This is a genomic window from Bacillus sp. AFS023182 (genome assembly GCF_002560575.1).
In the GTDB taxonomy this organism is placed as follows: Bacteria; Bacillota; Bacilli; order Bacillales; family Bacillaceae_G; genus Bacillus_A; species Bacillus_A arachidis.
The window spans coordinates 1-5,124 of the sequence record NZ_NTRO01000081.1 but is presented as its reverse complement, the minus strand read 5'-3'; the positions used below and the strand labels follow the sequence as shown (position 1 = coordinate 5,124).

At 34.2% G+C, this 5,124-nt stretch carries 3 protein-coding genes and 3 pseudogenes; 3 read left to right on the top strand and 3 right to left on the bottom strand.

The window, feature by feature from the left end; genetic code table 11:
* Positions 1–871: M60 family metallopeptidase (locus CN288_RS25160; protein ID WP_217994263.1), on the top strand; the 871-nt coding region annotated here is incomplete at its 5' end.
* Between the two features lie 1,047 nt (positions 872–1,918).
* Here CN288_RS25160 and CN288_RS29970 read toward each other — a convergent pair.
* Positions 1,919–2,041, bottom strand: a pseudogene (locus CN288_RS29970) (IS6 family transposase); the annotation flags it as partial.
* Complete coding sequence (locus CN288_RS25150) at positions 2,041–2,904, bottom strand: Rpn family recombination-promoting nuclease/putative transposase (protein ID WP_098303372.1); 864 nt, start codon at positions 2,902–2,904, stop codon at positions 2,041–2,043. The gene CN288_RS25150 and the pseudogene CN288_RS29970, both read right to left, overlap by 1 nt.
* A 493-nt stretch (positions 2,905–3,397) precedes the next feature.
* Between CN288_RS25150 and CN288_RS25145 the strand changes: the two are divergent.
* Together CN288_RS25145 and CN288_RS25140 are read left to right on the top strand one after the other, a co-directional pair.
* Positions 3,398–3,955 (top strand): annotated as a pseudogene (locus CN288_RS25145) (recombinase family protein); the annotation flags it as partial.
* 376 nt (positions 3,956–4,331) lie between these two features.
* Positions 4,332–4,439 (top strand): annotated as a pseudogene (locus CN288_RS25140) (AbrB/MazE/SpoVT family DNA-binding domain-containing protein); the annotation flags it as partial.
* Between the two features lie 65 nt (positions 4,440–4,504).
* On the opposite strand, the gene CN288_RS25135 reads toward CN288_RS25140, so the two are convergent.
* Positions 4,505–5,124, bottom strand: a 620-nt coding sequence (locus CN288_RS25135) for an IS6 family transposase (RefSeq protein ID WP_098303370.1), incomplete at its 5' end; no start/stop codon positions are given.

The following is a 5,124-nucleotide window of genomic DNA, read 5'->3' as shown; positions in this document are numbered from 1 at the left end:
CAAGTATCCAGATGCGCATGCGGTTCAATTAAAGTCAAAGAAAACAGTACTTACCGTTACTCAGGAAAGTGCCAAGAAATATATTGTAGATCAAGATCCTGTTCCCCTATTAAAAAAATATGATGAAATGATTCTAGCGCAAGACAAAATATCAGGATTATCTGAAACAAGTTCTAATCCGTTACATCGTTCAACTCGCCGCCTTTGGGCTTTTGTAGAAAACCCTAACAACCCACCGGGCATGTACATGTATGCAGGTCGGGATGGAGTCGTATTTACTACTGCTAATGAAGCAATTAAAAGTGCTTTAAATGTAAATGAATTTGGATGGGGACAAATGCATGAAGCAGGACATACAAGGCAACAATACCCTTGGACGTGGGCTTCGAATGGAATGACTGAAGTCACTGTTAATATATATGCTTTAGCTGCACAAAAACAATTATTCCCGAATCAACCAACACGTCTAGAAAAAGAGGGGGATTACGATAGAGCCTTTAAATACTTAAAACAAACAGATAAAGAGTATAAAAATATTGATGACTTGTTTGTGAAACTTGTTATGTTTTGGCAACTTCATTTAGCATATGGGGAAGAGTTTTATCCGAATCTTCACAAACTATATCGAGAGTTACCAAAGGATAAACTTCCAGAAACTGATGAAGATGAAATACAAGCATTTATTTACAATACATCGAAGGTAGCGAAACAAAATTTACTTCCATTTTTTGATCAATGGGGACTAAAAGCATCACAAGAAACAAGAAAAAAAGTAGAAGCTTTGAACTATCCAACATTAACTGCCCCTATATGGGAAGCGACAGATGCGAAACCTGTTAAACCAATTGCCGCGTATGGTCCAAGAAAATAATGAAAGCAAGTGTGTGATCTAGCTAGTAATGCGATCGATGACAATTCAAATACAATTTGGCATAGCTAATGGAGCACATCATATAATTCCTTATAAACAAGGGAGATTACGAAAGTACAATACATGCGCGTGTGCCGGTTGGCAGGATTGTGCAGATTAGAAGATCTCACTTATTTCTATAAAAGAACCACTTGTTTGAAGGAAAAGCATAAACACAACAAAACCCACAGAAAACAATCTGTGGGTTTTGTTGTGTAAAAAGAAGCTTTGGGGAAGCTCGGTTTGATCAATTTTATTTTTCTAATATAATTGAGCGACTTGTTCTTCACTTAATAAGATACTTGTACTAAATATACTGTGGAACACATAAATCGCTTAAAATTTAAAAGATGATTCAATATCAAATTCTGCATTTTTATTGCATTAGAAAAATAAAATCAACACTTTATTGAATGTTTTACAAAGATATTGAGGATAATTTCATCTTATTATCAATATATTTCAAATTACTTTCACAAGCATTACAAAAGACTTTCGTAATCGTTACAAAATTGGGGTTTGTGTAGCAACGGAACCAAATCACGCAATAAGCATTAGCGGACATTATGAGTAGTAAAAATGCCTCTTTTGCACGTTAAAACAGAACGATTTTTAATCTTATAAACCATTTTTAGAAAATAATCAAAGACATATTTCATCTAGAATGTCCTATAAGTATTATTAGCGGACATCAAATCACTAAAAATAGTCCTTGTATGTCCACTAACATACGAAATAACCCTTAAAATGAATGTCCGCTAATACTTGTTGCGTAAAAAAGTTCCATTGCTACACAGACCCCAAATTCTTTCATTGCTTTATAGGGGTTACCATATCATTCTGGGAAAATTGTACGCTAAGGACTCAAACCCTTATCATTACAGTATTTTATAAAGATGAATACATGTTCAGAAAGATAAAAACCTAAGTTTAATTGAGCATTGATTTGTTGGTTCTGGTGCAAAGTTTGAAAAAAGCAGAAACAGGTTAGTAAATGAGGAGCAATGTTTAGGAAGTAGCTAGTAATTGTTGAAGTTCCTTGTACGTTGAAAAGGCGGAGTCTCTTTGAAGACTTCGCCTTTATTTATATAGGGCATGAATGGCCTCGATACCTTTTATCGTACGTGAATCTATAATAATTTTCGTATCTCTTCTGTACTTAGACCAGTGAATTTTGCAATGTCTTCTAATGGCATACCATTTTTATGCATGCCACGAATCAATTGAATTTTCCCCTGTTCAATGCCTTCTTCTCGAGCGTGAGCCAACTTAGCTTGTTCATCAAGAAGTAGCTTCTCACGAGCCTCATAGGCTGTGCGGAAAGAAGAATCATGACTCATATTTTCCCATTTATGCATTGCCTTTTGTAAAATTGGATCTTGATTCATCGCAATCTCCTCCAATGTCTGAGTTAAGTGTTCATCTTCATGGGCTGGTAACAATAACATCCAACGGACAAATGTATTTTCCCATGGATTTACTTTTTCTTCACGCCATTGTTTCACTAATTTTGGAATCTCTACAAAATGGATTTCAATATCGTCACTTAAAACCTGTTGTGTTTTCGAATTCCATAATTGTCCGATGGTGTGAAATGAGTCTTCATAAGAAAATAATATGAAATCTAATAGGTTAATGGTAATTGTTTTCCGAAGTGAACGATATGGCATCCCTTCTTGCATTTGGGATGTATAGAGTTTACTCCAATAGTATAAAGATCGTTTTACCATATCATGTGTATTTCGGAGTTGAATCTCAATATTCACTTGCGTTCCATTGTCGAGTGTTGCTAATAAGTCTAGTATGGATAGCTTATCATCTTCATAAGACTTATGGAGATGTGGGTCTTCCAATTGTAGTAATGAAATAGGTGTATCTAAAGATTCTTCTAAGATAGCGTTTAGAAATCCAATTAAGATTTCTTCATTCCCCTTTGTTCCAAATAACTGTTTAAAAGCAAAATCAATTCGTAAATTTACTAATTTTGTGGACATGGGTTTCCTCTCCCTGTCTTTCTTTTCTTAACTGTATTTTATAAGATAGTCCCTTACATATGCAAATGCTTCTGTATTTCAAGTTTACATCTGTTTATAAATGTATACTTTTATAGACATACCAAGGATTCACTACATATTTGAATACATAGTAATGAAAAGAGAACCAAAAGGTGTACCTTTTGGGACAAAAAATAGAACCCTTACCATAAGAGTTCTGCAACAGGAAATAACAAATATATAGAAGTAAGATAAAGAGAATTACTTATTATTGTATCGTATATATGTATAATGTAATGTTGAGAAAATGTTAAGAAATGGTTAAATGATGCTCATATGTATTATGAGGTAGTATCATATGCCCATTAACTTAAGAAAGATAAACAGCCCAAAGAAGAAAAAATGAGCTGACTTCTCAAAATAAGGGTATCTAATTAGATGTGTCTAAATTGTGTCGTAACGTACAATTTTCTTTTTTTGATAAAGTGTCCCCAAATATGGATATGCCAGAGTAAGCACGTTAAACCAGGATTTAGAATCCCAAATTCAAATGTTAGAAAAAGAAGGCTGCGAGAAAATTTACTCTGAAAAATTTACAGGTACAAAATTTGATAGACCAAAATTTCAAGAACTGCTTTCTGTACTAGAAAATGGCGACACACTTGTTGTAACAAAATTAGATCGTTTTGCACGTTCGGCTGAAAATGCAATCCAAACGATTAAAATGTTATTTGAAAAAGGAGTTAAGGTACATGTCATTAATATGGGAGTAGTGGAAGATACGCCAACTGGACGATTGATGTTTAATATCATGAGTGCATTCGCTGAATTTGAAAGAGATATGATTGTAGAACGTACACAAGAAGGAAAAGCGATTGCCAAGTTGAATCCTAATTTTAAAGAGGGACGACCGAAGAAATATAATAAAGAGCAAATAGAACACGCTCTTGGTTTGTTAAAAACAGAATCTTATAGGAAAGTGGAAAGAATGACGGGAATCAGCGTAAGTACTTTGCAACGGGAAAAAAGAAATCGTTTAAATACTGAGTGAATAAAAAATGAGGGGATTTTTAGGATATATTGTTAAATAAAACTGTATTTTGTATGTATATTTAAAAATCACGATACCGTCAGGCGCATTTTGAGTCGTTTAATTATAACTTTGTGTATAAGCCGCCTTTTAAAACTGCAAATTTCATTCAGTTAAAATTTAAATTTTTAAGTTTCAATATTGTATATTGAAACTAAGTTAAAATTAAAATAGGACCCCTATATTTCCTTTAAGCAAAAGTGTAAAAATATCTTTGTTCTGATCGTCAGTTTTTGGATTATAATGTTTTTCATGTACGGAAAAAGCCTGTTACAATGAGAAAATGGCATAGGGTATGAGAAATATAGAGCTATAGAATATATAAGGGAGAGGTTTCATGAAATCAACAGGAGTAACTCGGAAATTAGATAATTTAGGACGTATCGTTATACCAATGGAGTTAAGACGCACCCTGAAAATTGAAGAAAAGACACCATTAGAGATTTAGGTTCTGGTGCAAATAATATGTAGATTAGAAACAGCAGTGTAGGTTCCTAATGGAATCTACTACTATGCGGTGAGACCGAAGAGTTGATTAATTAACTTGATTTGTTTTTTGACAGACTTCTCCCCTTGTAAAGTCTGTCCTTTTTTAACCATTCTCATCGCTTCCAGTCCAGCCAACACTCGTTTAGCTGATTGAAAAGATTTCAATCCCAACATGGTACGCACTCGCTTCTTGATAAAGCGATGATCTTGCTCAATTATGTTATTCAGATATTTTATTCGTCTTATTTGGATGTCAGCAAGCATCCGTTGTTCTTTCTTCAAATGTTCTATAGCGATAGGATAAGCTGGATTTTTATCAACGGTCACAACACGAGGTTTAGAAACATGAAAAGACTGCAAAGCTTTCTTAAAAAAGCGCTTTGCAGCCTTGTGATCTCTTGTTTTACTGAGGATAAAGTCAATGGTGTTTCCTTCGGAATCAACAGCTCTATATAAGTACATCCACTTTCCTTTGACTTTAATATACGTCTCGTCTACTCGCCAAGAATCATTCGTTTTCTTAAGATGACGACGAACTCTCTTATCTAGCTCAGGACTATATTGGTGAACCCAACGCATAATCGTTGTATGAACAATGGATAAGCCCCGTTCCTCCATCACTTCGACTAAATCACGAAAAC